This is a genomic window from Arthrobacter sp. TJ-238 (assembly GCF_058269215.1).
Genome location: NZ_JBZCNH010000002.1, coordinates 342,744 through 369,039, shown reverse-complemented (window position 1 = coordinate 369,039; position 26,296 = coordinate 342,744). Strand labels below are relative to the sequence as shown.

Sequence of the window (26,296 nt, the reverse complement as noted above, 5' to 3'; positions counted from 1 at the left end):
ATGGCCATTGCAGAGGATGACGGCGGCGAGCTGATCGTCGGGGACGTGACGCGAACCGGGGGCCGTGCCCTCGCCGTCGGGCTGTCCCACACCGCGGACGCGCAGGACCGGCCGATGATCAGGATCGGCTGGGTGGAACAGGACCAGCATCTCGAGATCACGGTCGACGAGGCGCGGGTGCTCCGGGACGAGCTCTCGCGCATCATCGAGGACGCGGGAGCCTAGGCCGAGACCTGCGTCTGCCCGACCGTGACCCGGTGGTCCTGCTCGCACTGGAACACGGCGATCGTCCCGGCCGGCACAGGCCCTTCGGCCGGCCACTGGCCCTCGTCGAGCTCGGTCAGGGCAGACCCGCAGCTGGGGCATCGGGTTTCCATCGCATACGTCCTCTCCTCGCAGGGGCGGGCAACGCCGCTCCACCCAGTACACACCGACGCGCGGCCCGCGGCCACCCTGCACCGCAGCGGTCTGAAGCTGGACGCGGCACGCCGGAGCCCTATCCGCGCCGGCGTACCGACCGGCGCAGGGCGACGACGACGAGCCCGGCGGCGGCGGCACCGAGCACCGCGGCCCCCCAAGGGAACGGCGGCCTGCCTGCGACGGCGCGCGTGGAGGGATCCTCGCCGGACCGCATGATGGGCAGCAGTTCGACGGCGTGCGAGGCCGCGGCGAGCGCGGAACTGGCCCGGTGGAGTGCCGGCGTCGCGGAGTCGGGAGCGCCGAGGAGCGCGCGGTCCACGGCGTCGCGGCAGCGGTCGAGGACCGACAGCGGCAGGGCGGCGACGACGTTGCCCGGCGGGCGGCGGGCGACCACCGGGTGGGCGCGTGTGGGGGCGATCCGCCGCACGAGTTCCCAGAGCACGCCGAGCACCTGCAGCTCCCGCCGGGTGACCCGGGCCTGGAGTCGCGGGAACAGGGCGTCCTCCTCGTCGCGGACGTCGTCGTCGAGGACCTCCGTGAGGCGACCGAGCACGTCCGCCCGCTCGGGAGACCCGTCCTCGAGCCCTTCGAGCTTGGTGACGAGTTCGTTGACCTCCTGGTGCTCGCGCTCCACCTCGAGCGTCAGCTCCTCGCCATCCGGGAGGACCCGGCGCATCACGGGCCACAGTACCGACTCCTCGGCGAAGGCGTGGGGGAACACCAGGCGGTAGATGTCCAGCAGGACCGCAGCCTGGTCCTCGCCGGTGGTCCCCCTCAGGCGCTCCATCAGCGCGCTGAGCCTCACATGGTCCCGCTTCTGCCGCACGAGCACGCTGAGGGGTCCGCCGAGCTGGTCCGTGGTCTGGTCTGCTACCGAGGTGTACAAGGAATCTCCTGGGACGGGGGGACATCGAGCTGTGCGGGGCACCTCTTCCATCTCTACCCGCCGGTGGACGATCCACACAGGTCAAATGGTGCTGGTTCCCCGGGGCCCCGGTGCCTATAATCGGGCGTGCTCGCAGCCGGGTGGATCCCGCTCCCGGGCGACGCACCGCGGGCCGGACGGAAGGACGCAGCACCATGGACCTCGTGGACCAGGCCTCGGCCCTCTATGCGCTGCCGCTCGACCGGTTCACGGAGGCGCGCAACGCCGCCGCGAAGCAGGCCTCGCAGGCAGGCGAAAAGGATCTCGCCGCCGTACTGCGCAAACTCCCCAAGCCCGCCTCCGCCGCCTGGCTCGTCAACCTGCTCGTCACCCGCCGCAGGGACGAGGTGGAGCAGGTACTGGAGCTCGGAGCCTCGCTGAAGGAGGCGCAGGCCGACCTCGACCGGGCGCAGCTCCACGCGCTCGGCCAGCAGCGCCAACGGCTGCTCGCCGCCGTCGCCCGCCAGTCGCTCGAGGCAGCTGCGGAGGCCGGGGTCGACGCCGGGTCCGGCGCCCTGCCCGGCGTCGAACAGACGCTGCGTGCCGCCCTCGCGGACCCGGCGGCAGCCGCGGCGGTGCTGACCGGGCGGCTCGTCCGCACACTGGAGGCGTCGGGCTGGGATCCTGTGGACCTGACGGGCGCCGTGGGCGGCCCGTTCACCGCGCCCGGGCAGGACGGCGACAGCGTGGACGACACGACCCCGGGCCACGAGCGGAGCCCGAAGAAGCCGGGCGCACGCGAGCGCAAGGAGGCCGAGGCACGTCTCGCAGTGGCACGCGACGCACTCGCGGAAGCCGAGGACGCCGCCGCGGATCTGCAGCGGAGATCGCAGCGCCTGGCGGTGCGGCGCGACGGGGTGGCCGCGTCGATCGAGGATCTCGAGGAGCGCCTGGAGGCGCTGCGCAGGGAACACGCCGACATCGATTCGGAGGCGGCCGACCTGGAACGGGCGGCCCGTGAGGCGGACGACGCCGTCGCCGGGGCGAAGGAGGAAGTGGACCGCGCCGCGGCGGACCGCTCAACCCTCGGTGACTGAACCGGCGCCGGCACACGCGGCGTAGACTGCGGAGCGCCATGTCGGCCGGGCCGGGGGAACGATATGAAAGAGCAGCAGGAACTGAGCAGTGTCAGCGACGAGCTGTTCGCGCTGCTGACCGGGACGGCCGATATCCAGGCCTTCCTCGACGAGTTCGCCGGCATCGCCGCGCGCCGGCTGTCGACGACGGGGGGACGTCTCCTGCGCGATCACACTGGTGCGCCGGCGGAAAGCGGGCACGCTGGCTGCGAGCGACGAGATCGCACGGAGAGCCGACGAGTTCCAGAACCGTTTCCAGGAGGGGCCGTGTCTCGAAGCGGCCGTGACGGGGACGACGGTGTACTGCTCCGACACGGCGCTGGACCCGCGCTGGCCCACCTATCTCGGCCGGCTCGACACCGGGCGCATCCGGTCGATCCTCGGGGTCCCCATCGCCCTCGGGGACGAGGGGCAGGCGGCGTTGAACGTCGATGCGGCTCAGCCCCATGCCTTCGACCGCGCGGGCAGCGAGGCGGCCGAGGCACTCGCCGTGTCCGCGTCCGCCTCCCTGCGGTTCGCGGTGCGGGCAGCGTACCTGGACGACCGGCAGAAGGACCTCGAGACGGCCCTGACGCGACCAGGCGTACGGCTCAGTCGAAGTGCGTGCTGACCGGGGCCTCGACGGTGCTCGCGAGGACGTCCGACGCGACGTCCCGGAGCCGCATGTTCCGCGCGCTCGAGGCCGCGCGCAGGAGCCCGATCGCCTCGTCCTGCGTGCACCCCCTGCGCGCCATGATCACTCCCGCCGCCAGGTCGATGGTCGTGCGGGACTCCATGGCAGCGGTGAGCTGTTCGGTCCTGTCGGTGAGCCCTGCGAGCCGGACCGTGAGTCCCAGCGGCGTGGCCGCCATGGCCGTGAACTGCTCCACCCGGTGGACCGCCTCCCCGGGGAAGGCACGGGGTTCACGCGCATAGTAGGTGAGGACGGCCGTCTCCGGGCCGTCCAGCGGGACCGGCACCCCGAGAGCGGAGCGGATGCCGCGCTGCAGTGCCGCTGCGCCGTAGAGCGGGAAGTCGGCGCTTCGCAGGAAATCCTCCACCTCCACCGTCCCGCCGTTGGCCGCCTGCACGGCGGGACCGTCGCCGAACCGGTACTGGATGGCGGTGAGGGTGCGTGCCGTCGGGCAGGTACCTGTGATCGCGGCCTTCGCGCGCTGCCGCAGGACGGTGACGCCCACCATGACACGCCCCGGATCTCCCGTAAGTGCCCCGGTTGCGAGCTCGACGAGCCGTTGGAGGAAGTCGTCGAGCCCCGTACTGGTCATCACCAGGTCCTGCAGGAGGTGCTGCGTGTGTTCGAGGGACCGGAGAGCGGGCCCTTCCTTCATCGCAGATCCCTTCGAAGCGAGACGCCGACCGGACAACTGCACCCATGGTACAAACCATGCTCCGGCCCGGCCATGGTGCCGACCCTGGATACCGGATGAGGAGATTTCCCACGCGCGGGCGCGGCCGCTATCTTGGAACCGGTCCAGTAGTGGGCTGGATCTTCCGTCGGTTCTGACCGGCACAGGATTTCTGAAGGCACACCATGAACTCCGAACCCACTCTCAACGACCTCGCCGCGGCTTTCGGCCGTATCCGCGGGTTGCTCCTCACCGAGGAAACCGTCCAGCACGCCGTGGACCTCCTCGCCGAAGCGGCGAGGGATCTCATTCCCGGCGCCACCGGTGCCGGCGTCTCCCTCATCCACCATGGCCGACGGACGAGCAGCGGCGCGACCGACGGATCGGTCCTGCGAGCCGACGAGCTGCAGTACGAACTCTCCGAGGGGCCCTGCCTCGACGCGTGGGCCACGAGCAGCCCCGCACGGGCCGACGACACGACCGCTCCCGGTCAGCGCTGGCCGCGGTGGGCTGCGGCGGCCGCCGAGATGTCGGTGCGCTCCTGCCAGAGCGTTCCGCTGATCCAGGGGCAGACCACGATCGGCGCCATGAAGGTCTACTCGACGGAGGCGCATGCCTTCGACGAGGCGACCGAGCGCGCGCTGTCGCGTTTCGCAGCCTCCGCCGCCGCCCTGCTCGGTCATGTGCAGACAACGGAGACGCCCCTGCGCATCCGGACCGAACTGGCCGGCGCCCTGCAGACACGTGACCGCATCGGCATGGCCAAGGGCATCCTCATGGCGCAGCGCGGCATCGACGACCGCGCGGCCCTGCGGGAGCTCGTCGCCCGTGCGCAGGAGGGCCGGCGCACCGTGGCAGAGGTCGCCCTGGAACTGACCGGCGGCCTGGACTCCTCCGCGTCCTAGGCAGCCGGACCGCCTCGCCACGGGCCGGGTGACGTCAGCGCAGGCCGGCTGCTGGGCCCACCAACCTGACGATGTTCCCGAGGAGCGCTGCGTTGAACTCGACGCCGAGCTGGTTGGGGATCGTCACCAGCACCGTGTCGGCGGCCTGCACAGCTGCGTCTGCCGCGAGCTGGTCGGCGATGACGTCGGGGGGCCCGATGTAGCTTCGCCCGAAGCGGGACCGTGCGCCGTCGAGGATCCCTACCTGGTCCGTCGTCTCCCGCTGAGCACGGACGCCGAAGTAGTACTCGTCCGTCTCGCTGACGATGGGCAGGATGCTGCGGCTCACGGAGACCCTCCCCGTCCCCTCGTGGCCTGCCTGCGCCCACGCCTTCCGGAAGACGTCGATCTGCTCGGCCTGCAGTTCGTTGAACGGCACGCCCGTGTCCTCGGTCAGCAGCGTCGAGCTCATCAGGTTCATGCCCTGCTCCCCCGTCCACCGGGCCGTCGCCCTGGTGCCCGAGCCCCACCAGATGCGCTCGGAGAGTCCGGGTGAGAGTGGATCGACGGGCAGCTTACCCGTGCTGCCCGTCATGCGGGGGTTGGCCTCCGCGATACCGTGCCCGGCGATCGCCGCGCGGAACAGGGCCGTCTTGTCACGGGCGAGATCGGCGTCGGTGGAGCCTTCCCCGGGTACGTAGCCGAAGCTGCGGAAGCCGTCCAGGGCTGTCTCGGGCGAGCCGCGGCTGATACCGAGCTGCAGCCGCCTGTTGCTGATGAGGTCGGTGACCGCGGCTTCTTCGGCCATGTAGAGCGGGTTCTCGTACCGCATGTCGATCACGCCGGTTCCGAGCTCGATCGTCTTCGTCCGTGCGGCCATCGCCGCCAGCAGCGGGAAGGGCGCGGAGTACTGCGGGGCGAAGTGGTGCACGCGCATGTAGGCGCCGTCGACGCCGAGCTCCTCCGCGGCCACGGCGAGTTCCACGGCCTGGACGAGGGCTTCGCGGGCCGTCGGGACGAGGGAGCCACGCACGTCCTGGTAGTGGCCGAAGGACAGGAATCCGATCTTCTTCATGGTTGCTGTAGCGCTGGGGAGCGTGTCCCCATTCCCGGGACCGGTGCCGCGCCGTTCATCCGGGAGGATGCGGCGCGACGGGATCCGGGACGGCCGGCTCCCCAGCGGCGTCGGGCAGCGCAAGGCGCTGGCCAGGACGCAGGCCCTCGGGCTCGACGTCGTCGTTGAGGTCGGCGATCTCCTTCCAGTCGGCGATACCGAGACGCGTCGCGATGCCGGACAGGGTGTCCCCCGCGACCACGGTGTGGGTGCGGCTCGGGGAGGGCAGCGGAATCGGGAGGACGGGCGGCAGGGTCGTCTCGGGAACACCGATCTTCACGAGGGGGCCGATGTCCGTGGCGAACGGCCAGCCCAGTCCCTCGTCGATCGACAAGGACCAGTTGAAGGCGCCCCGGAGCTCGGGATGGCGGGCAGCCACGGTCTTCCACGCGCCCTCGACGACGGCGCGGGTGGAGTAGTTGGCCGCATTGCCCAGGCCGAAGCCGACGCCGACACGGCCGGCGTCGCCCATCCGCGCCACCCATTCGTCGACGGAGCGCACGATGTAGTTCTCGGCGGAGAGGTCGGGGCCGTCGTAGTACTGGGGGCTGACCATGTCCAGGACGCCCGCGTCGATCATCGCCCTGCAGTGGACCATGTCGACCGCACGCCAGGGCGCCGGTGGGCTGGTGATCGCGAAGTCCTGCCCGTACATGGCCTTGAGCTGCCGGGAGACCCAGATCATCTGCTCGGTGTTGGGCTGCTGGTCGCCCTCGTAGTTGTTCCAGTCGAGCCCGTCGAATCCGCCGAGCTCGCCGTAGATGCGCTCGATGCTGTCCAGGAAGGTCTGGGCGCGCGCACGCGTGGAGATGTCCACGTTGGCCTGTGCGCCTCCGACCGTGAGGATCGCCGTGCGCGTCCTGCGGAACTCGGCCAGGTCCGCCGCGAAGTGGGTGGCCGCTCCGCGCCCGTCACCCGGATCGTTCCACTGCACGGCACCGGTGGTGCCCGGTGCGCCGCCCACCGGGGTGGCGTAGAACAGGAAGACGGTGTTGTAGTGCGCCGGGATCTCCTTGAGCCGGAGCGGCGAGCCCCAGTGCGTCCAGTAGCCGGCGACCACGCGGCTCGGCAGTGGCGTCATGACCTTGCTCCTGAATGTCGGGAGGGGCTTGTCGTGGGGATGGGTCAGGGAGGGAAGTGCGGCAGCCCAGGCTGCTCCAAGGACGAACGAGCGGCGGGTGACCATGTGCTGCCTTCCCGCCGCTCGTCCGTGTTGTCTGCCTGTCATCGTCCTACTTGGCGTCGTCACCCGCGCCGCAGGCGATGCCGTCCCCGTTGGAGTCGAGCCCGAGCGGGTCCTCCTCCGTGGCCAGGCCGTCGGGGATCAGGGCCCGGACATCCTCGCAGGTGTAGAACATGGCCATCTCCGGCCCGTCCATCCCCGCATGACCGGCGTGCTCGGCCACCAGCCGGGGCGGGATGGGCGGAAGGCACCGCCCGTCCGTGCCGTAGCCCGGTACGCATCCGCCGGCCAGCGCCGTGTCCGACACATCACCCGCCTCCAGGCCCTTGACCGTGTCGGAGGTCATCGTGATGCCCTGCGCCTGCTCAGGCCCGGGCTCGTTGACCTCCGCGGCCTCGGGAGCGACGTCCGCGATCGGGACGTCGGCCTCGGGGATCTGCGCATCCGGCCGGGCGTCCGCCGCCTGTACCGGGGGCGCCTCCACGCCCGGAGCGCCAGGGGCGCCTACGGCGGACTCGATTGCGCACCCGCTGAGCAGCAGCAGTCCTGCTGCTGCCGCTGCCATGATCTTTGCTCTCATCGGACATTCACCATCCTGGCGACGGAGGGGGTACCGCTGGCATCCAGGACCGTGAGCATGTACGGGCCGGGCGGCAGCAGCGCGGAGTTGGACGGCACGGAGGCACGACGCGTCGTGCCGGTGCCGGTGATGGGCAGGTCCACCAGGCGGGCGTTGGTGTCCGTCTGGTGGGTGGCCGACCCGACGGCGGTGAGCGAGGCGCTGACCACGTCACCGGTGACGCCGAGGTCGAACCCCGCACCGTAGGTGGTGGCCCCCGGAGCTGCCGTGATCGTCGGGCGCGTGCCCTTGAACAGGTAGCCCGGTTCGTAGACCGACACGCGCATCTCGAACGAGCCGTCGGCCGGGTTGGAGCCGAAGACCGCCACGCGACCGTCCATCAGCACCAGCGAGGAGGAGTGGTAGTTACGTCCCACCGGATCCGCCGCGACCGTGGTCCAGGCGTTGGTCGCGGGGTTGTACGTCGCCGCCCGCAGCACGTTGCCCGCACGGGGTCCCGTGCTGCCGTTGGAGGCAAGGACGGTCCGGTCCGGCAGCGTCGTGAGGTTGACGTACATCCGGCCCTCCGACCCGGGCAGCGCCGGTCCGGGAGTCCAGGCGGGGTTGGCCGAGTTGAGGTTGATCAGGTCGACGCTGTTGGTCGCCCCGCCTCGGTCGGTCGAGCCGCCACCGGCGATCATGAAGGTCTGGTTCTGCGCCGGAGGAAGCAGGACCGAGCTGGCCTGGTCACGCAGCTGCCGGTTTCGCAGGCCGGGGACGTCGCCGCTGGTGGCGTTGCGCCAGTTGTGGATGACCGACCCCGTGGCCGACGGCGAATTGCCGAAGGTGTAGCCACCCGTGAAGAACAGATTGCCATTGGCCATGAGGAAGAAGTGCGGGTAGGTACCCCAGTACCGGTTGGTCTGGGGGGTGGCCGCACGGGACTGCCACTGGTTGGTCGTGGCGTTGAACATCTCCACGGCCGTAGAACCCTTGGCCACGCCGTCGCGGTTATCGTAACCGCCGACGGACCAGATGTTGCCGTTCTCGAGCTTGGTCAGCGTCGGGTACCAGTGGCCCTCGATGGTGTCGTTGACCTTGGTGTAGCTGTCGGTGGCCGGGTCGAAGATGTAGGACTGCTTGGACCCCACGTATCCGACCGCATTCTTGTGGCCTGCGTAACCATCGGTGCCACCGCTGATGAGCACCCGGCCGTCCGGCAGGGTGACGTGCCCCGCGCAGAACATGTCGTAGGGCACCCGGATCTCCTTGAACGCCCCGGTGGAGGGGTTCCACACGGCGCTCTTGAAGGTGCCGGCGTCGAAGTCGCCGGTGTTGTTGCCGGAGCCCGCGAGCAGCAGGACCCTGCCATCGCGCAGCAGCGTCGAGTGGATCGCCCGGGCAGGCAGTGGGGCATTCGCGATGCTCCAGCGCCCTGTCGCCGCCAGGCCGGTGGCCGGTGGCGGGGTGGTGGGCGGCGGCGTCGTGGGTGTCGTCGTCGGCGGCGGCGTTCCGCCCGGCAGGGTGACCGTCGCGCCGACCGGCGCGTTGAGTTCGAGCCAGCGCTCGGACTCGCCGTGGCCGGACAGGACGTAGCCTCCGCCCGGGATGGCCATACCCGGCTGGCGCCTGCTGATCGAGGCGACCTTGCCGTCGGCTCCGACGGCGACCTCGAAGCCCCACATGTTGGCCGGGCTCGCGGTGCCGGTGTAGCGCACCAGGTAGTCGGCCTCACGCGCCACGTTGGTGCCGTTCAGGACATGTTTCGCCGTCCCGATCCGGATCTCGTTGGCGGCCGGCGGGGTCGTCGGCGGTGGGGTGGTCGGCGCCGGAGTCGGGCTCGGCGTCGGAGTCGGGGTCGGCGTCGGAGTCGGGGTCGGCGTCGGAGTCGGCGTGGGCGGCGGCGGCGTCGTCGTGCCACCACCCACCTGAACCGTCGCGCCGACCGGGGCGTTGGCGTCCAGCCAGGCAGCGGAGGCCTCATGTCCGGACAGCACGTAGCCTCCAGCCGGGATCGCCATGCCCGGCTGGTAGCGCGAGACGGCCGTGACCTTGTTGTCGGGTCCGACGGCCACCTCCACACCGTACGGGTTGGCCGGGCTCCGCGTGCCGGTGTAGCGCACGAGGGCTCCCGCCGCGCGGTAGATGTTCGTGCCGGTCAGGGTGCGGACGGCGGCTCCGATGCGGACCTCGTTGGCGGCCGGAGGGGTCGTCGTCGGTGGAGGCGTGGTGGTGCCACCGAAGTTTATGGTGACATTGGCCGCCGGGCTGCGGCCGGGAGGCCCGCCCCAGGTACGCACCCACTCCTCGTCGAGGACGTGCGCTTCAACGGTATACCCCGCCGTGTTCGGCAGGGTATAGGTACGCGTGCCCGGCAGCTCGTAGGCCCCGTCCCTGGTGGTCATCCGGTTGGCGACGACCCAGGAACTGCGCCAGGTGCCGTCCGTGCGGGTACCTGCGGCCGGTGTGGTCGACTCGGCTAGCAGGATCTTGCCCTCACCGTTCTCGGGGACCTGCCGGGTGAAGTCGGGGTGGTAGAGCCACCATTCGACCTTGACGATCGCACCGCGGGCGGGCTGGGTGGCCCGCGCGGTCGCCTCCAGTGGCACGGTGCCGCTGAGGGTGGCACCGGAGGCGGGTGCGGACATGCTGACGGCGACGCACTGCGTCCCCCAGGTACACGGCGCGGCACTCGCGGGCGAGACACCGACCAGACCGACCAGAAGCACGGTGGTCAGCACGGCCAGGCCCCGGACGCGGAGAGCCCGTAGAGCATTCATTCGATCCCTTTCTTTTCCCATGACGAATCAGCCACGGGTGTAGATGAGCCAGTTGTCGCCCGGGGCGGGCGACGCAGGGAATGGCTCGAAGGCCAGAGAGTAGACGGAGCTTTCCTCGAGGGCGTCCAGGAGCACGGCCTGTGCGGCGTCCTGCTCCGGGTTCCCCAGGGTGGAGCTGCGGAGGATCACCGCCTGGTAGCGCTCGTCATCGATGGCGGAGCGGATGCTGCCCTCGCCCTCGAAGTAGAGCTCGAACGTCGTCTCCCAGGCCAGGCCCGGAAGGTCGCTCGTGTGGTAGTCGAGGGCGTCGGTGGATGAGCTGATGTAGAGCCCCTCCCGGGGGTCGGACTCGATCGCCGCCACCACGCTCTGGACGTTGGTCCAGCGATACATCGCATCGGCACGCACCAGGGGGAACAACGCCATGATCATCACTGTGATCACGACGGGAGTGACCATCAGCGGGTAGCGGGAGAAGCGCGCCAGGCCCCACCCGACGGGGAGCGCGAGGAGCATGACCGAGTAGGCCAGGTGCTTCTCGAACGAGACCGCCTCACCCAGGATCATCTGGCCGATGGGCAGCGCCATCGACGCGAGCACCAAACCGGAGCCCAGGATCAGCAGCCGCCGGTCGCCGGCTCGGACCATGAGTACAAGTGACACCACTGCGAGCAGCAGGACGACGATCAGGTGATCGCCGACCAGACCCAGGAGGGTCCCCGTGGTGGTCGGGGACAGGGCGGTCCGATCGGTGGTGGTGAAGGCGACGTCCCGGGCGATGCTCTCCCCCCATGCCGCCCACAGGGTGGCCAGGATGCCGAGCGCCACTCCGGCGGCGACGAGTGCGCGACGCGCTCCGAAAACGCCCAGGACGAGCGTCGCTGCGAGCACGACCGGCACGAAGATGCCGGCCGTGTACTTGGTCATGGCGGCCAGGGCCAGCAGGGCGCCGAGCAGGACGGCCGAAGGGTAGCCCTTCCGGGTGAGGCCGATCCACAGACCCGCGGCGAGCAGGAAGATCACCGGGGCATCGAACGTGCCGAGCCAGCCGGTGAAGATCACCGGGCCGGACAGCATGAAGGTGGCCGCGGCCAGCAGGCCTGCGCGCTTGCCCCACAGGTGCCGCGCCGTGCCGTAGAGGGCCATAGCCGTGCCGAGTACGCACAGCAGGCTGAACGCCCGCACGAGGTAGAGGCCCCCCACGGAGTCCAGCAGCGCTGCCAGCACGGGATAGAGCGCGGGCAGACCCGAGAAGAAGGCACCGGCGTCACCGAGTGGACGGCCCTCGAACCAGTAGTCCAGATAAGCATTGCCCGCATTGATGTACAGCGCCTCGTCGATGAAGGCGGTGTTGCGCAGACGGACCGCGAGCGCGACGCCGTAGGCGAGGACGAGGCCCAGGAGCAGCCATTGCCTCTTCGCGCGGCTCATGGGCGGGCGGGCTGCTGGGGTGATCTGCGATGCTTCGGAACGCATCAGGGTCGCTGTGGTCATGGCTCCTGCTTGCTTGCTCGTGCCCGGTGGGTCAAGCCGAACCAGGCAGTGGGAATTTCTGTGTCAGCGGTGACGACCTGGCCGAAGCACAGGTTCTGCGCCCAGTAGTGCTCGATGATCAGGGGCAGCGCGTCCACGGTGAGGGCTTTGCCGTCGTGCAGGAGGAGGATCCCGCCGTCCGTCATGCCCTTGGATTGCTCGGCCACCTGCTCCGCGGTCGTGGCTTCGAAGTCCTTGGAGTCGACGGTCCACAGGACCTCGATCATTCCCCGGCCCTCGACGGCTGCCCTGAGTTCGGGGCTGGTGTTGCCGAACGGCGGGCGGAACATCGTCGGGGGTTCATGCCCGAGGTCGCGGTGCACGACCGTCGACGCGTCGATATCGGCGAGGGCCGCCTCCAGATCCATGGACAGCAGGTCGGGGTGGGTCATGCTGTGGTTGCCCAGCTGATGACCCGCAGTCTTCGTGCGCTCCACTTCGCGGGGGCGTGCCCGCTCCTGGACGCCGTTGTTGAAGAACACCGCAGGGACCTCGTAGTGGGCGAGCACGGCCAGGAGGTCCGAGGTGAACTCCGTGGGTCCGTCGTCGAACGTCAGCGCCACATAGCCGGCACAAGCGGTGGGAGCCGTCAGCTCCGGCAGGTGACTCATGTCCGCGGCCTCGGCCGGATTCTCGGACCGGGGAATGGGAATGGGTGGTAGTGGTTCCTGGCTCGCGCAGCCCATGACGGTCAGCACGAGCACCGCGACGGCGGCCCTGACACGCAGGGCCGCCGAGCGGCTCAAAACTCCTCCTTGGGGCGCAGCCGCGTCAACACGACGCCGGCCATGATGAACGCCACGCCGGAGACGATGATCCAGAACACATCCAGCCCGGTGGCTGCAAGTGCGGTGGCCGAGGCGCCGGTTGCAGCGAGACTTCCGTTTGCTCCGTACATTTGGTTTTCCTCCTCTCAGGTGATCCAGACGCGCGCCTCGCGGCGCACGGCTCCTAGCAGGGAACGCCAGTACACGATGAACATGGCGTTGTCATAGAGCCACAGAGGGACGAAGAAGATGGCCGTCCGGATCGACGCCCTGTCCTTGGTCCGGTACGCGGTGACGATGTTCTCCGCCATGAAGATGGGCAGGAGGAACCAGTAGTACGGATTGGGGGTGATGTCCCACAGCAGCCAGCTCAGGACCAGCGCGAGCAGCGCGGCCGGGAAGAGCAGGGAAGAGAAGAACGTGAACGCGACCCCACCCCAGGTGCGGCGGGTGATCTTGTTCCAGCCGTAGAGCCACAGCGACTCCATGGCCCCTCGGTACCAGCGCAGGCGCTGGACCTCGAGGTCCCGGATCGTCGGCATGACGTCGGTGACCACCGGGCAGCGCTTGGTGCTGGTGCAGTCGAAGCCGAGGTGCCTGATCGCGAGAGTCAACTCGTAGTCCTCGGTGAGCGAGTCCTCCATGTAGACGCTCCCGGCGGCGCCCGGAAGCGTCGTGCCGCGTGCGTCGGCGATCGCCCGGAAGACGTGCACGGGGAAGAGCGAGGCGGCACCGGACAGGACGTGCACCTTGCCACCCTGACGCCCCATGAGGCGGGTGCCACGGGCGTACTCGATGGCCTGGGCGCGTTCGATGAAGTTGTTGGGAGTCCGGGCGATGATGCATCCCGACACCCCGCCCAGGTTCGGCTTCACGTCGTAGGCCCACAGGGCGTTCTTGACGAAGTCGTTACTGAGTTCGCCGTCCGCGTCCTGGGCCAGGATGTAGTCCCCGTCGTCGAGCAGCGGCATGACCAGGGCCAGTCCCTGGTTGAGTGCGCCGGCCTTCTTGGCCTTGTTGCCCACCGTCTCCACCACCTGCGCGCCGGCCTCGCGGGCCAGTCGCACGGTGTCGTCGGTGCAGTTGTCCGCCATGACGATGACCAGCGCGGGTTCGATGGTCTGTGCGAACTGGCTGCGGACGGTCTTGACGATGCCGTCCTGCTCGTTGTGCGCCGGGATGAGCGACACGATGCGGGGCCCCGGCCGGTTCAGGCCGGACAGGTCCAGGCCGTGAGTTCCAGGGTCGACGGGGTGTTCGGTACCCCCGACGGAGAACTGGTCCGCTGTCAGTTGCACGACGGGCCTCCATGTTGAACCTCCGCGCAGCGGCTGCACGGGACCCTGGGCCGTTCCTGCTCCGGCCGGGGACTCTCCTGCGGTTCAGAGGCCCGGGCGGGGGGCGTAGCGGTAGTGGCAGTCATGACTGCGCTCCTCTTGAAGTGAGACCACGAGCCCAAGGGCTCGCGACGAGACAGAATGCGCTTGTGCGCAATCAGGAAAGCGCTTCACGACTGCCCTCTCGACAGCCGGACTACAGCTGATTGGACAATTGATTTGCGTTCACGACAAAGCTTGTGCCGGTTCTCCGACTCGATCACCAGTAGGTGCTACTCCACTTCCGTCGGGGACTACTTGCCCGACTGAACCGCTTTACTCGGTACGCCTGCGACGGCCCGACAAACGAATGGCAGTCCCTTCCCTGTCCTTTCCGGGTTATTTGCCCCGATACGCCTGGCGCCTCCTACTCGTATCCGCGTAGCCGAACCATCAATGGACAGGGGGCAATTCTTCCCTGGCGCTCGGAGTGTCGTTCATCACAAATGGGACGGACCTCGGGACGGAATGGTTCGAACCATTCCCGGCGTGAATAGGCGCCGGGTCACGACGTCGTTGCACGGTGCGACAGCGCAGGTGCCAGGGCTCCACGAGGACACACAGCCAGCGGCCGGCGGCAACTCGCAATGGGGCGGAGGGCAACGTCAACTGCGCCCTGACCTGCGCAATCGATCCGGCGCCGGCCCTTCATGGCCGTGATGGATGGACCCCTGCGGAGTGATCCTGAAGAAATTTCCTCAGTACTCGACGGCCAGACGGTGATGGGAGCACGGCCCCGATGAAACACCGAAGAGTTGAAGCAGGAGTACCCATTCAGGGCGCCCGCAATTGCGCAGTCGGCCCTATCGCGCGGCGACCACCGACCGACTCGGCGCTCGCTTCGGAGCCACGTCGTACATGCGTGATTCCATCGGGTCTTTCACCGAGAATGCGTTTCCGGTGGGTTGATTCCACCCCTGGGATTCACGGCCTCGATCGAGTGCATCGATTCACGGGACACGTGATTCATGCCAACCTTGGGGGTTTATCCGGGGTGCCGAATTCTGCCTCTTGGAGGATTGGTAGGAGCTGGAAGTACCGAAATGGGGGAATTGAAGGGGATTTGCGAGTAGTTCGAATTCGGGAACAGGTAGACGAAGTTGCTGATTCCGAGTGTGCTTGTCCTGACCCGTCTGATATCCCGCGCGGACGATCTCGCATCGGCTCCTCACTGTGTCCGGCGAGCACGCTCAGCAGGTGCGGCCGGACCGCTCCCCCGCCGGCGCCTCACATGCCTTCACGGTCGAGGATCGGGGCGGGCTACATCCTGGAGTTCCGCGACCCGGACGACATCGCACCCGAGCTGTTCGCGCGAACGCCTGGGGCAGTCGCCGGTGCTGCGGGGGCCTCCCGCAGAGCAGAATTAGCCATTGTGTTCTAAATCACAAAGAGTACAATAGAATACATGTTCCACAACGGCGGAGGCGCTCAGGACAACCACTCCCCCGGTGCCTACGTGCCGGCCGTGGACACGTCCGTGGTACACGGATGGATAGCGAGCCTCGCAGCCCCGAAGAACCTCTCGGCGTCGCTTCCCGCTGGTACCCCGCCGGGTGATGCTGCGGACCCCGATCCCGACGTGGCCTGCGCGTCCTGCGGCAGACCGACCACCGTTGCCGTCCCGGATGCAATCCCTGATGCCATCCCGGAGGGGCACGAGGAGGCGCTCATCTCGCACCTGCGGGCGCTCGAGGACCTGAAGAGTGCGATAGCGGCCGACCAGGCCCTCGCGGCCCTGGCGCTGGACACCGCTCGACGACGAGCGGAGGCAGCCGCCGGCGTGCCGGCCAATCAGCGCGGGCGGGGCGTAGGCGCGGAAGTCGCGCTGGCACGGCGCGAATCCCCGCACCAGGGCTCGCGGCTGCTGGGCTTCGCTCGAATCCTGGTGGCCGATATGCCACGCACGCTCAGGGCTCTGCAGACGGGTGTCCTAAACGAGTGGCGCGCCACGCAGATCGTCCGCGAGACCGTCTGCCTCAGCACCGGGAACAGGCACGCTGTGGATTCGGAGTTGGCGGCCGATACCGGCGCGCTCGATGGCGTCGGCACCCGGGGCCTGAGGAACAGGACACGCACGATCGCCTACCGCCTCGAGCCGGAGGCCGCCGTGGCTCGAGCCCGCAAGGCCGTCGGTGAGCGCCACGTCAGTTGCCGGCCCGCTCCGGACACCATGGCCTACCTGACAGCCCTGCTCCCCGCCGCCGACGCCATCAGCGCGTACTCCGCCCTGTCCCGCCATGCCGACGCCGAGATCGGCGGGGGCGGCAGCCACGGGCGCGGCCGCGGCCAGTTGATGGCCGACGCCTTCGTCGGACGTCTCACCGGTTCGCCCGCAGGAGTGGGGCGGACGGAGGTCCAGCTGATCATGACCGATCGCACCCTGCTCCAGGGCGACAGCGAGCCGGCCTATCTCCCCGGCTACGGAACCGTCCCGGCCCAGGTAGCCCGAGATCTCGTTCGGGGCGGCGCACAGAAGCGCATGGAGGGCACCGGTAACCCATCGGACGGAACGGAATCGACCGACGCCGCCCTTCAGGCGTGGCTGCGCCGGCTCTACACCGCCCCGGAGACCGGCCGGCTGGTGGCGATGGACTCCCGTGCCCGCCTGTTCCCACCCGGGCTTCGGCGCCTGATTGCCACGAGGGACGCGACCTGCCGCACGCCGTACTGTGATGCGCCGATCCGGCATGCCGACCACATCGTCCCGTGGCGCATCACCGGGACCACGGACGCCGACGGCGGGCAGGGCCTGTGCGAGAGCTGCAACTACGTCAAGGAAGCTCCCGGCTGGTCATCTCGGCCCCTGCCCGGCCCACGGCACGCGATCGAGTACCGCACCCCCACCGGGCACACCTACGTCTCCAACGCGCCTCCACTGCCCGGCTCGCCTCGGCTCCGGCGGACGCGGCCGTTCACCCACTCGGTGGTCGACTTCATCGTGGACCTCGTCGCCGCCTAGGGACCGGGCAGAGCAACGACCCGGCAGTCGTGCCTTCGCACGGCCGCCGGGTCGCGGGCGCTTACATCACGGAGGATCCCACCGCGGACGATCACCGCGTCAGAGCTTGACCGCCAGGACGTTGCACGGCGCCGACAGCAGGATGGTCTGCGCCGTCGACCCCATGATGAGCTTGCCGACCGGCGTGCGATGCCTCAGCCCGATCACGATCAGCTCCGCGGACAGTTCCTCCGCCGTGTCGACGACCTCCTCCGCCGCCGTCGCCTCCGAGATGCTGTGGCGGATGGAGTAGGGCACTCCGGTGGTGCTGAGCATGCCTTCCAGCTTCAAGACATCCTCGGAGTCGGCGTAGGCCGGGTTGACGAGGCGGTCGGCCCGCGTGGTGTTGATGACCACCAGCTCGGCCCCACGGCGTCGTGCCTCCTCCACCGCCTCGGCGACGGCGGCCTCCCCCAGGGCGTTGGGCACGTAGCCCACCACGATGGCGCTCATCGGTCGGTGTCCTTCCGGTCGGGGGTGCTCGAGGTCGTCGGAGCAGTTGTGGTCGTCGCCGCCGTCGCTTCCGTCGGAACTCCTTCGGACGGCTCCGCGGAACCGCGGACGACGTCCGACGCGTCGGCGTTCGCCGCAACCATCGCCTCGAACTGGCGCTGACGCCGCTTGAGCAGGAACGAGAGGGCGAAGATGACGATCAGGACCACGTAGATGGTCGCTGCGACCGGCGACTGGATGAGGGCCACCGGATCACCCTGCGAGATGGCGAGCGACCGGCGCAGCTGGCTCTCGAAGATCGGACCCAGGATCAGGCCCACCACCATCGGCGCGATCGGGTAGCCGAAGCGCCGCATGAAGAACCCGAGGATGCCGACGATCAGCAGGATGATCACGTCGATCGGCGTGAAGTTCACCGAGAACGCGCCCAGCACGGCGAACACAAGGATGCCCGCGTACAGGTAGGGCCGCGGGATCTGGAGGATCTTGACCCAGATGCCCACGAGCGGCAGGTTCAGGACGAGGAGCATGAGGTTGCCGACGTAGAGGCTCGCGATGAGCGCCCAGACGAGTGTGCTGTTCGATTCGAAGAGCTGCGGGCCCACCGGGATCTGGTACCGCTGGAACGCCACGAGCATCATGGCGGCCGTCGCGGTCGTCGGGATGCCGAGCGTCAGCAGGGGCACCAGCACGCCGGCAGCGGCCGCGTTGTTCGCGGCCTCCGGACCGGCGACACCCTCGATGGCGCCCTTGCCGAACTGCTTCTTGTTCTCGCCCTTGGCGAGCTTGCGCTCGGAGGCGTAGGACAGGAAGGTCGCGACGTCGGCGCCGCCGGCCGGGATGGTGCCCACCGGGAAGCCGATGAACGTCCCGCGGAGCCAGGGCCTCCAGGAACGGCGGAGGTCGTCCTTGCGGAGCCAGCTCGTCCAGCCGCCCGTCACCGGGATCACCTTGATGGGCCCGTGCCGCAGCCGAGAGGCCACGTAGAGCGCCTCGCCGACGGCGAAGAGCGCCACAGCCACGAGGACGACGTCGATCCCGTCCGCCAGGAACGGGCTGCCGAAGGTGTACCGCTGCTGGGCGGTCAGGGCATCGAAGCCCACGAGGGCGATGAACAGGCCGAGGCCGAGGGACGCGAGTCCGCGCAGCACCGACGAACCGAGGAGCGCACCGACCGTCAGGAAGGCGACGATCATCAGGGCCACGTACTCGACGGGGCCGATCTGCACGGCGAAGGCGGCGACGTACGGGGCCAGGAAGCTCAGCAGGACGGTCGCGATGGTGCCGGCGACGAACGAGCCGACCGCCGCGGTCGCGAGCGCTGCCGCTCCCCGGCCGGCCTTGGCCATCTTGTTGCCCTCGAGCGCCGTGACGATCGAGGATGATTCGCCGGGCGTGTTGAGCAGGATCGATGTGGTGGACCCGCCGTACATGCCGCCGTAGTAGATGCCGGCGAACACGATGATCGCCGCCGTCGGCTCAAGGCTGTACGTGATGGGCATGAGCAGGGCGACCGTCATGGCCGGGCCGATGCCGGGCAGCACGCCGACGGCGGTGCCGACGAGCACCCCGCCGAGTGCGAAGAGGAGGTACATGGGCTGCATCGCCGTGGCGAAGCCCTCCATCAGCAGGAAGAAGCTATCCACCGAAGACACCCAGCCCTTCGAGGAAGCCCGGAGGCAGGGAGACGCCGAGGAGGCCGCCGAACACGAACTGCACCACCAGGGCGAGGACGATCGCGGTCACGAGGTTCCGCCACCAGGGGCGGGCCCCGAGGGACCAGGCGGCACCGAAGAAGAGGATGGCCGCGGCGAGGGGCCACCCGAGCGGGACGATCAGGAACGCATGCAGCAGGACGAACCCGGCGAGCTTCCCGACGGTCAGCCAGTCGGTCTTCGCGTCGGGGTCCACGTCCTCGCCCTCGTCCGCGGAGCCGCGGTGGCCGCGGAGCACCTGGATCACCAGGCCCACGCCGACGGCGACGAGCAGCGCCGAGACGGCGTAGGGGAACGCGCGGGGTCCGATGTCGCTGGCCGAGGTGGGGGTCTGGATCCCCGCACCGGCCACGAATCCGACGACGCCGATGCTGACGATCAGGAGCGCGAAGACCAGCTCACCGATCGGCTTGCCGGGAGCGGTGGTGGTGCCGCTCCCGGGGTTGTTCTGGATGGAGGTACTCATGGGCTACAGCAGTCCGATGTCGGTGAGGGTCGTCTTGACGCTCGTGATGTCCTCGTCGAGGAAGGTCTGGAACTCCTCGCCGGACAGGAACGCGTCCGACCAGTTGTTCTCCTCGAGCGTGGCCTTCCAGGTGTCGGTCGCGTGCAGGTCGGTCACGAGCTGCGTGAGCTTCTCGGCCTGGGCCTCGTCGATGTTCCCGGGAGCGACGACGCCACGCCAGTTGGTGAGCACGACGTCCACGCCCTCCTCGGTGAGGGTCGGGGTGTCGGGCAGCTGCGGGGCGGCCTCGTCACCGGACACCGCGAGCGCCCGGAGCTTGCCGGCCTCGACCTGCTCCGCGTACTCGCCGACGCCGGAGACGCCGGCGTTGACCTTGTTGCCGAGCAGCGCTGCGAGGGACTCACCGCCGCCGGAGTAGGGGATGTAGTTGAGGCTGTCCGGGGAGATGCCGGCCTCCTTGAGGACCGAGCCGGCGAGGATGTGGTCCGCGCCGCCCGCCGAGCCGCCCGTGATGGAGACGCCCTTGCCCTTGGCCTCGATGTCGTCGAGGAGGTCCTGGATGGTCTGGTACGGCGAGTCCGCGGGGACCACGATCACGAGGGGCTCCTCGGTGAGCCGGGCGATCGGGGTGGTGTCCTCGATGCGGGTGGCGGCCTTGTTGGTCTCCACGGCCCCGACCATGACGTAGCCCATGACCATCAGCGTGTTCGGGTCGGTCTCGGTGGCGAGCTGGGCGAGGCCGTTGGTGCCGCCGGCGCCGCCGACGTTGACCACGGAGGCGTTGCCCACGAGGTCGTTCTCCTTGAGGTCGGCCTCCATGGCCCGGCCCGTCTGGTCCCAGCCTCCACCCGGATCGGCGGGAACCACGATGTTGAGTTTCTCGATGGTGCCTTCCGCGTCCCCGGCGGTGGTGCTCTCCGTCATCGAGCCGCAGGCCGAGAGGGCGAGCGCGGAGACGAGGGCGAGGGATGCGAGGGCCGAGCGGCGCGTCGTCGTGCGTTCGATCATCATGGTGTTCTCTTCCTTGAGATGTGATGGGGGTCACCACTGCTGGTTTCAGGCTAGGGAGGCTGCTGACGGACGGTAAAGCATGCGGTCGTAGTGCTCGTATTGGTCTTTGTGGTCCCACGGGCCAGGCAGGGTCCGACGCCGCCCCGGTGTGACGCGCCCAGGCGTGTCACACTATGGAGATGATCAGGTCGATGTCGCTTCGATCACAGCTGTTCCTCCTGCAGCTGGCCATCGTGCTCGTGATCGTCGCCGTCGCCGGTTCCACCGCCGTCGCCATGCAGCGCCAGCAGATCCGGGAGCAGTACCAGGACCGCATGGTGGGCGTCGCGCAGTCGGTGGCGCAACTGCCCTCGGTCATCGATGCTTTCGACGAGGCGGATCCCAGCGCGACGATCCAGCCCATCGCCGACCTGATCCGCCAGTCCACGGGCGTCACCTACGTGGTCGTCACGGACGAGGACGGCATCCGCTACTCCCACCCCAATCCGGAGCTCATCGGCCAGGTCGTCTCCACCGATCCGTCGGTGCCTCTCTCCGGTGCCACCTTCGTGGGCACGCAGACCGGCACGCTCGGTAAGTCCTGGCGCGTGAAGGTCCCCATCTTCGACAGCGACGGCGCCATCATCGGCACGGCGTCGGTCGGCACCCTGGAGTCCGAGCTCGACGCCGACCTCTACGAGGACCTCCCCCGCCTGCTGGCGTGGCTGATCGTGGCCGCGCTCGTCGGTTCGGCGGGAGCGATCTGGATCTCCCGGCTCGTCTGGCGGCGGATCTACCGCCTCGAACCGGAGCAGATCGCGTCCCTCCTGGAGACGCGCGACGCCATGATCCACGGCATCAGCGAGGGCGTGGTCGCCATTGACGAGCACCACCGGATCGCGCTGCTCAACGACGAGGCGAAGAGGCTGCTGGAGCTCGACGACGCCGCGACGGGCAGGCCGGCGGCGGACGTCATGGAACCGGCCCTCGCCCGGGTGCTCACCGACCCCGCCGACACGGACGAGACCGTCCTGTCCGGCGAGCGCGTGCTCCTCGCCCGTACGACGGACGCCCTCGTGGACGGCAAGCGCGTGGGCCGCGTCATGATCCTCCGCGACCGCACCGAGCTCTACCAGCTGCTCACGGACCTCGACGGCGAGCGCGACGCCACACAGGCACTGCGGGCCCAGGCCCACGAGTTCGCGAACCGGATGCACACCATCTCCGGGTTGCTCGAGCTCGGCCGCACGGCGCAGGCCGTCGACTTCATCTCCCGCTCCGGGCACGGCGGATCGCTCGTGTCCGGGAGCATCGCACCCGGCATCCAGGATCCGGACGCCGCGAGCCTGCTCATGACCAAGAGCACCATCGCAGCGGAGAAGGGCATCACCCTGACCATCGACGACACCTCGGTGCTCGAACCCGACGGCACCACCGACGTCGTCACAGTGCTCGGCATCCTCATCGACAACGCGATGGAGGCCGTGACCGGCAGCGGACGACCCGATGGGCTCATCGCGGTGCACCTCGCCGACGAGGACCACACCAGGATCACCGTGGCCGACAACGGTCCCGGCGTCGCCCCCGAGGACGTCGACGGCATCTTCTCCTCGGGCTACTCCACCAAGGACGGCGGCTCCACCGGGACGCGCGGCTTCGGCCTCGCGCTCGTGGACCGGATCGCCCGCCGCCGGTCGGGACACGTGGTCGTCGACGAATCCGACCTCGGCGGAGCCGAATTCACGGTCTGGCTCGCACCGTCGCTCGTCGACGCCCCGAGACCCCACCTGCAGGTGCCATGACCGCCGCGCCTGCCCCGATCCCCACCCTGGTGGTCGACGACGACCACGAGGTGGCCGGGATCCATACCGGGTTCCTGCTCGCGCACGGCGCGTTCGACGTCGTCGGCGCCGCGCACACCGGTGCGCGGGCGCTGGAGCTCGCCGAGACCCTGCGGCCGCGCCTCGTGCTGCTGGACATCCACCTGCCCGACATGACGGGCATCGACGTGCTGCGCGCACTGCGGAACCGGCCCGGCGACCCGCTGGACGTCATCGCCATCACTGCCGCCCGGGAGCTCGACACCGTCCGCGCGGCCGTCGCCGGCGGGGTGCTGCACTACCTCGTGAAGCCGTTCAGCGCTGCAGTGCTGAACCAGCGGCTGGATTCCTATGTGGCCTACCGCCGCGACCTCGACACCCACGCGGCGGACGGCTCGGCGGCCCTCGACCAGGGGCGTATCGACCAGCTCCTGCGCACGACGGCGGGAACCCGGGCGGGCGGAGCGCCGTCGGCCACCGCCACGATCACCACGCCCAAGGGCCTCTCCGCGCCGACGCTCGACGCCGTCATGCTGGACCTGCGCAGCCAGGGCCGCGGGACCTCGGCGTCCGACGTGGCCGAGCGCCTCGGAATGGCGCGCGTGAGCGCCCGTCGGTACCTGGAATTCCTCGTGGCGCGGGGGCAGGCGCGGATCGTCCCGCAGTACGGATCGGCGGGGCGTCCGGAGAAGTTCTACGTCTGGACGGACGGCGCCGCCCGCGGGTGAGCGGGCAGGAGGAATAACTGCCGACCAGGACGGTTGTGCTGGACATGAGCGAGAACAGGACGAACCGGACGGATGCCCGGCGCAGCACCATCGGCTTCATCGGCAGCGGCCATATCGGCTCGCAGCTCGCACGCCTCGCGGTCGGGCGCGGATACCAGGTCATCATGAGCAACTCCCGCGGCCCGGATACCCTCTCCGACCTGATCGGCGAGCTCGGCGACGCGGCGCGCGCCGGGACCACGCAGGAGGCGGCGACCGAGGGGGACGTCGTCGTCGTCACCATCCCGCTGAAGGCCCTCGACACCGTGCCGGTGGAGCCCCTCGTGGGCAAGCTGGTGATCGACACCTGCAACTACTACGAGTCCAGGGACGGCCGGATCGCCGAGCTGGACGACGAGCGCACGACGACGAGCGAGCTCGTGCAGCGCCACCTGCCGGGCTCGTCCGTGGTCAAGGTCTTCAACAACATCGCCGCCTCGCAGCTGACCACGGACGGGGCACCGGCCGGCACACCGAACCGCCGGGCGCTGCCCGTCGCGGGCGACGATTCGGACGCGAAGCAGGCAGTCGTGGAGCTCCTCGACGAGTTCGGCTTCGACGCGGTGGACGCGGGTCCCCTCGCCGAGGGCTGGCGCTACCAGCGCGACACCCCCGCGTACGGGACGGTGCACGACGCCGCAGGGATGCGCGAGGCGCTCGCGCAGGCCAGGCGCTACGCCGACATGTAGCCCCTGGCTCGGTCCTGCCCTGTCAGTTCCTGCCGCGCCAGATCCGCCGCCAGAAGGACGCCTTCGGAGGCTCGGGCGGCGCCTCGGCCTCGGCTGCCCGGCGGGCCGCTTCCCTTCGGTCGCGCCAGCGCTCCACCTCGGCGTCGACGTCGCGGAGCTTGGTGATGACGGGCGGCCCGCCGAGGAGCTGGCGCCGTGCGTCGATCACTCGGTAGTTGAAGTCGTCGAGGATCTCGCGGACCTGCTGCTCGGTGTACTGGCGGTCGAGTCGGCCGTCCAGTTCGGAGTCCTCCCTGCGCAGCATGATGGCCGCGGGGCCGAGCCCCGTGATGTTCTCGCGCTGGATCAGGCCCTTGACCCACCAGTCGGGGTCGTGCGCCTCGCCCAGTCCAGGGATGGGCTTGCCGGCGAGGACCAGGTTGTCGAAGTCGCCGCGGGCCACGGCGCGGTCCACGATCAGGCGGGCCCGCTTGACCTCGTCCTCGCCCTCACGCAGCGGTGCCATCTCGCCGTCGGCGGCGTCCTCGTCATCCTGCCGTTCCAGTTCGGCCAGCGCATCGCTCGCGTCCCCCGTCCCGCGGGCAGCCCGGACCTGGGCCGCCCTGCGCAGCCTCTCCTCGTTCTCCCGGAATCCGCTGATACCGCTACCCCTCCGCCTGGTGCTGCCGGTCCTCCCAGTATCCCGAGGTCGCAGGCGGCCCCGCAACCGATTCTCCCGGCGCCGGACCCTGGATCAGCCGGTCGGACGCTGGACCAGCCACGCCGTCGTGTCGCCCGGCAGCCTGCCGTCCTCGAGCGGTGAGCTGCTCAGCAGCACGGTCCCCTCGGGCAGGTCGACCGGCACGGACCCGAAGTTGGTGATGCTGTGCCAGCCGTTCGGACGCGTGAAGTGCAGGACGTCGTCGGACGGCTCGTCGACCCATGCGAAGTCCTCCTCCCCCTGCAGTTCGCGCCGCAGTGCAAGCGCCCGGCGGTAGAAGCTGAGGTGGGAAGACGGGTTTGCCTCCTGCACCTCGACGGCGTACTCGCCGAACCATCCGGGCTGCGGCAGGTGCGCGCCGCCGAAGCCGAAGCCGAAGGAGCTGCCGTCCCGCGTCCAGGGCAGCGGCACCCGGCAGCCGTCCCGGCCCACGTCGACCCCCTTGTTGCGGAAGAACGTGGGGTCCTGGCGGTCCTCGTCGGCGATGTCGGCGACCTCGTGCAGGCCCAGCTCCTCGCCCTGGTAGAGGTAGGCGGAGCCGGGCAGGGCGAGCATGAGCTGCGAGACGGCGCGCGCGCGGCGTTCCCCGAGCTCACGGTCGAGCTGCGGCTCGGTGCCGCCGCTCATGAGCCACGCCGCGCCGTCCTGGCCGTCCTCGTTCTCGGGGCCGGCGGGCGGCAGACCGTAGCGCGTGGCGTGCCGGACGACGTCGTGGTTGGAGAAGACCCACGTGGACGACGCGCCGGAGGACGTGGCCTCGATAAGGTTCTTCGTGATGATCTCGCGGAACTGGTAGGGGTTCCAGTCGGCCTTCAGGAGGTCGAAGTTGAACGCCTGGCCGAGCCCCTCGGGACTGGCGTAGCGGGCGCGGCGGTCCGCGTGCACCCACGCCTCGGCCACCGCGGTGCGCGGCGGCGTGTACTCGTTGAACACCGTGCGCCACTCGGCGAACACCTCGTGCACCTCGTCGCGGTCCCAGAAGGGGTGCTTCCCGCGGTTGTTGCCGCCCTCGGGTCCCAGCTCCGCCTTGGACGGCAGCGGCTCGCTCATGTCCTTCGTCAGGGCGTGGGCCACGTCCACGCGGAACCCGTCAACGCCGCGGTCGGACCAGAAGCGCAGGGTCTTCAGGAAGTCGTCGCGCACCTCCCTGTTGTCCCAGTTCAGGTCCGGCTGCTCGCGGGCGAAGATGTGCATGTACCACTGGCCGTCCTCCGTGCGCTCCCAGGCCGGGCCGCCGAACACGGAGTCCCAGTCCGAGGGCGGCTCGGCGCCGTCGGGGCCGAGCCCGTCACGGAAGATGTACCGCTCGCGGGCAGCCGATCCCCGGGGTGAGGCCAGCGCCTCCCGGAACCATGCATGGCGGTCGGAGGTGTGGTTGGGCACGATGTCCGCGACGAGCTTGATGCCGGCCGCGTGCAGCGCGGCGATCATGGCGTCGAAGTCCTCGAGCGTGCCGAGCTTGGGGTCCACGTCGCGGTAGTCGTCGACGTCGTACCCGCCGTCGGCGAGCGCCGACGGGTAGAACGGGCTGAGCCAGACGGCGTCCACGCCGAGCGACGCGAGGTACGGGATCCGGGATGTGATGCCCTTCAGGTCACCGATGCCGTCGCCGTCGGAGTCGGCGAAGCTGCGCGGGTAGATCTGGTACACGGCCGCCTGCCGCCACCAGTGCGGGTCCTGCATGCGCTCGGCGAGAGCATCGGCGGAGAGCTCCGCAGTGGCGTCGACGGCGGAT

Annotated in this window: 26 protein-coding genes; 8 read left to right on the top strand and 18 right to left on the bottom strand. The window is 69.6% G+C overall.

Annotation, left to right across the window (positions count from 1 at the left end):
- Positions 1–225, top strand: coding sequence for a hypothetical protein (locus AC4D2O_RS05050; protein WP_490905523.1), 225 nt, complete (start codon positions 1–3; stop codon positions 223–225).
- Here the strand turns inward: AC4D2O_RS05050 and AC4D2O_RS05045 are convergent.
- Positions 222–377: a hypothetical protein gene (locus AC4D2O_RS05045; RefSeq protein ID WP_490905522.1), complete on the bottom strand. Its 156-nt coding sequence runs from the start codon at positions 375–377 to the stop codon at positions 222–224. The genes AC4D2O_RS05050 and AC4D2O_RS05045 overlap by 4 nt on opposite strands.
- 119 nt (positions 378–496) lie before the next feature.
- Positions 497–1,306 (bottom strand): hemerythrin domain-containing protein, encoded by an 810-nt coding sequence (locus AC4D2O_RS05040; RefSeq protein ID WP_490905521.1) that lies wholly within the window; start codon positions 1,304–1,306, stop codon positions 497–499.
- A 194-nt stretch (positions 1,307–1,500) separates the two neighbouring features.
- Between AC4D2O_RS05040 and AC4D2O_RS05035 the strand changes: the two genes are divergently transcribed.
- Positions 1,501–2,382: a hypothetical protein gene (locus AC4D2O_RS05035; RefSeq protein ID WP_490905520.1), complete on the top strand. Its 882-nt coding sequence runs from the start codon at positions 1,501–1,503 to the stop codon at positions 2,380–2,382.
- Here the strand turns inward: AC4D2O_RS05035 and AC4D2O_RS05030 are convergent.
- Positions 2,365–2,595 carry a hypothetical protein gene (locus tag AC4D2O_RS05030; protein ID WP_490905519.1) on the bottom strand — a complete coding sequence of 77 codons (231 nt, stop codon included), beginning with the start codon at positions 2,593–2,595 and terminating at the stop codon, positions 2,365–2,367. The two genes, AC4D2O_RS05035 and AC4D2O_RS05030, sit on opposite strands and share 18 nt — an antisense overlap.
- Positions 2,596–2,599: 4 nt before the next feature.
- Here AC4D2O_RS05030 and AC4D2O_RS05025 point away from each other — a divergent pair, with 4 nt between their 5' ends.
- Positions 2,600–3,031, top strand: a complete 432-nt coding sequence (locus AC4D2O_RS05025) for a GAF domain-containing protein (RefSeq protein WP_490905518.1) — start codon at positions 2,600–2,602, stop codon at positions 3,029–3,031.
- On the opposite strand, the gene AC4D2O_RS05020 is transcribed toward AC4D2O_RS05025, so the two are convergent.
- Positions 3,012–3,749 (bottom strand): GAF and ANTAR domain-containing protein, encoded by a 738-nt coding sequence (locus AC4D2O_RS05020; protein ID WP_490905517.1) that lies wholly within the window; start codon positions 3,747–3,749, stop codon positions 3,012–3,014. The genes AC4D2O_RS05025 and AC4D2O_RS05020 overlap by 20 nt on opposite strands.
- A gap of 203 nt (positions 3,750–3,952) precedes the next feature.
- Between AC4D2O_RS05020 and AC4D2O_RS05015 the strand changes: the two genes are divergently transcribed.
- Positions 3,953–4,672 (top strand): GAF and ANTAR domain-containing protein, encoded by a 720-nt coding sequence (locus AC4D2O_RS05015; protein ID WP_490905516.1) that lies wholly within the window; start codon positions 3,953–3,955, stop codon positions 4,670–4,672.
- 34 nt (positions 4,673–4,706) lie between these two features.
- On the opposite strand, the gene AC4D2O_RS05010 is transcribed toward AC4D2O_RS05015, so the two are convergent.
- The 8 genes from AC4D2O_RS05010 to AC4D2O_RS04975 all read right to left on the bottom strand — a co-directional run bounded on the left by AC4D2O_RS05010 (position 4,707) and on the right by AC4D2O_RS04975 (position 13,885).
- Entirely contained in the window at positions 4,707–5,726 is a 1,020-nt protein-coding gene (locus tag AC4D2O_RS05010; RefSeq protein ID WP_490905515.1) for an LLM class flavin-dependent oxidoreductase, read from the bottom strand.
- Between the two features lie 55 nt (positions 5,727–5,781).
- On the bottom strand, positions 5,782–6,846 hold the full coding sequence (locus tag AC4D2O_RS05005) for a LysM peptidoglycan-binding domain-containing protein (protein WP_490905514.1): 1,065 nt from the start codon (positions 6,844–6,846) through the stop codon (positions 5,782–5,784).
- 151 nt (positions 6,847–6,997) lie between these two features.
- Entirely contained in the window at positions 6,998–7,528 is a 531-nt protein-coding gene (locus AC4D2O_RS05000) for a hypothetical protein (RefSeq protein ID WP_490905513.1), read from the bottom strand.
- Positions 7,525–10,287 (bottom strand): galactose oxidase early set domain-containing protein, encoded by a 2,763-nt coding sequence (locus AC4D2O_RS04995; RefSeq protein ID WP_490905512.1) that lies wholly within the window; start codon positions 10,285–10,287, stop codon positions 7,525–7,527. Before AC4D2O_RS04995 ends, AC4D2O_RS05000 begins: the two co-directional genes overlap by 4 nt.
- A gap of 27 nt (positions 10,288–10,314) precedes the next feature.
- The gene (locus AC4D2O_RS04990; protein ID WP_490905511.1) at positions 10,315–11,781 is read right to left on the bottom strand and encodes an ArnT family glycosyltransferase; all 1,467 of its coding nucleotides are present in this window, start codon (positions 11,779–11,781) and stop codon (positions 10,315–10,317) included.
- On the bottom strand, positions 11,778–12,566 hold the full coding sequence (locus AC4D2O_RS04985; RefSeq protein ID WP_490905510.1) for a polysaccharide deacetylase family protein: 789 nt from the start codon (positions 12,564–12,566) through the stop codon (positions 11,778–11,780). The genes AC4D2O_RS04990 and AC4D2O_RS04985 overlap by 4 nt, the downstream gene beginning before the upstream one ends.
- Entirely contained in the window at positions 12,563–12,718 is a 156-nt protein-coding gene (locus tag AC4D2O_RS04980; protein ID WP_490905509.1) for a hypothetical protein, read from the bottom strand. Before AC4D2O_RS04980 ends, AC4D2O_RS04985 begins: the two co-directional genes overlap by 4 nt.
- 15 nt (positions 12,719–12,733) lie before the next feature.
- The gene (locus AC4D2O_RS04975; RefSeq protein ID WP_490905508.1) at positions 12,734–13,885 is read right to left on the bottom strand and encodes a glycosyltransferase family 2 protein; all 1,152 of its coding nucleotides are present in this window, start codon (positions 13,883–13,885) and stop codon (positions 12,734–12,736) included.
- Between the two features lie 1,483 nt (positions 13,886–15,368).
- Here AC4D2O_RS04975 and AC4D2O_RS04970 point away from each other — a divergent pair.
- Positions 15,369–16,922, top strand: a complete 1,554-nt coding sequence (locus AC4D2O_RS04970) for an HNH endonuclease (RefSeq protein ID WP_490905507.1) — start codon at positions 15,369–15,371, stop codon at positions 16,920–16,922.
- A 99-nt stretch (positions 16,923–17,021) separates the two neighbouring features.
- Here the strand turns inward: AC4D2O_RS04970 and AC4D2O_RS04965 are convergent, their stop codons facing one another.
- The 4 genes from AC4D2O_RS04965 to AC4D2O_RS04950 are packed head-to-tail and all read right to left on the bottom strand — an operon-like array spanning position 17,022 to position 20,606.
- A complete protein-coding gene (locus tag AC4D2O_RS04965) occupies positions 17,022–17,414 on the bottom strand; it encodes a universal stress protein (protein WP_490905506.1) in 393 nt (130 codons plus the stop codon).
- On the bottom strand, positions 17,411–19,060 hold the full coding sequence (locus AC4D2O_RS04960; RefSeq protein ID WP_490905505.1) for a tripartite tricarboxylate transporter permease: 1,650 nt from the start codon (positions 19,058–19,060) through the stop codon (positions 17,411–17,413). Before AC4D2O_RS04960 ends, AC4D2O_RS04965 begins: the two co-directional genes overlap by 4 nt.
- Positions 19,053–19,595, bottom strand: coding sequence for a tripartite tricarboxylate transporter TctB family protein (locus AC4D2O_RS04955; RefSeq protein ID WP_490905504.1), 543 nt, complete (start codon positions 19,593–19,595; stop codon positions 19,053–19,055). The genes AC4D2O_RS04960 and AC4D2O_RS04955 overlap by 8 nt, the downstream gene beginning before the upstream one ends.
- 3 nt (positions 19,596–19,598) lie before the next feature.
- Complete coding sequence (locus AC4D2O_RS04950; RefSeq protein ID WP_490905503.1) at positions 19,599–20,606, bottom strand: Bug family tripartite tricarboxylate transporter substrate binding protein; 1,008 nt, start codon at positions 20,604–20,606, stop codon at positions 19,599–19,601.
- 191 nt (positions 20,607–20,797) lie between these two features.
- On the opposite strand from AC4D2O_RS04950, the gene AC4D2O_RS04945 reads away from it, so the two are divergent.
- Genes AC4D2O_RS04945 through AC4D2O_RS04935 form a run of 3 tightly spaced genes read left to right on the top strand, consistent with a single transcriptional unit; the run spans position 20,798 to position 23,861 of the window.
- Positions 20,798–22,387, top strand: a complete 1,590-nt coding sequence (locus AC4D2O_RS04945) for an ATP-binding protein (RefSeq protein WP_490905502.1) — start codon at positions 20,798–20,800, stop codon at positions 22,385–22,387.
- A complete protein-coding gene (locus AC4D2O_RS04940; RefSeq protein WP_490905501.1) occupies positions 22,384–23,133 on the top strand; it encodes a response regulator in 750 nt (249 codons plus the stop codon). Before AC4D2O_RS04945 ends, AC4D2O_RS04940 begins: the two co-directional genes overlap by 4 nt.
- A 44-nt stretch (positions 23,134–23,177) precedes the next feature.
- On the top strand, positions 23,178–23,861 hold the full coding sequence (locus tag AC4D2O_RS04935; RefSeq protein WP_490905500.1) for an NADPH-dependent F420 reductase: 684 nt from the start codon (positions 23,178–23,180) through the stop codon (positions 23,859–23,861).
- Between the two features lie 22 nt (positions 23,862–23,883).
- Here the strand turns inward: AC4D2O_RS04935 and AC4D2O_RS04930 are convergent, their stop codons facing one another.
- Positions 23,884–24,567 (bottom strand): DnaJ family domain-containing protein, encoded by a 684-nt coding sequence (locus AC4D2O_RS04930; RefSeq protein ID WP_490905499.1) that lies wholly within the window; start codon positions 24,565–24,567, stop codon positions 23,884–23,886.
- 27 nt (positions 24,568–24,594) lie between these two features.
- Positions 24,595–26,244: a glycoside hydrolase family 13 protein gene (locus tag AC4D2O_RS04925; protein WP_490905850.1), complete on the bottom strand. Its 1,650-nt coding sequence runs from the start codon at positions 26,242–26,244 to the stop codon at positions 24,595–24,597.
- Positions 26,245–26,296: the final 52 nt, after the last annotated feature.